This window comes from Stenotrophomonas sp. INTA L402-1 (assembly GCF_059295135.1).
Genome location: NZ_JCAFWP010000266.1, coordinates 1 through 510, shown reverse-complemented (window position 1 = coordinate 510; position 510 = coordinate 1). Strand labels below are relative to the sequence as shown.

The 510-nt window shown below is 57.5% G+C and carries 1 protein-coding gene; it reads left to right on the top strand.

What is annotated here, in order from left to right:
• A partial coding sequence (locus tag AC5O77_RS22710; RefSeq protein WP_494507292.1) for a LysM peptidoglycan-binding domain-containing protein occupies nucleotides 1-510 on the top strand: 510 nt, incomplete at both ends.

Sequence of the window (510 nt, the reverse complement as noted above, 5' to 3'; positions counted from 1 at the left end):
CTACTGGCGAACAGCAGTGCCGATCCTTACCTCAGTCAGGGGGTACTGGATCTGCAATTCGGTCACTCTCAGCGGGTGGGGTATGACGTCGCGACCAAGGTGCTGCGTGAGCTCCAGCGCGTCGGGGGGCTGCATAAACGACTGCCTGAGCACGCGAGTTTGGGCGTGTTGCGCTCGCCGGATATTCCTTCTCTACTGGTGGAAACCGGATTTATCACGAATGTCTCGGAAGAGCGGCTGTTGGGGAGCAACGACTATCAGGAAAAAATCGCCAATGCGATTTATCAGGGGCTGAGAAGTTACTTCCAAACTCACCCGATTCAATCCCTCCCAAAGCAGGAAAGCCGCCCACTACAGTCGGCGGCAAGTGATAGAGCAACGTCGGGCGGTAACGTAACCGCAGCAAAAGCGAGTGCGGGCAGCACGCGTCATACCGTTGCACGTGGCGAAACGCTCTCTTCCATTGCCCGGCGCTATGGCGTCAGTCTCGCGGCTATGCGTGACGTGAAT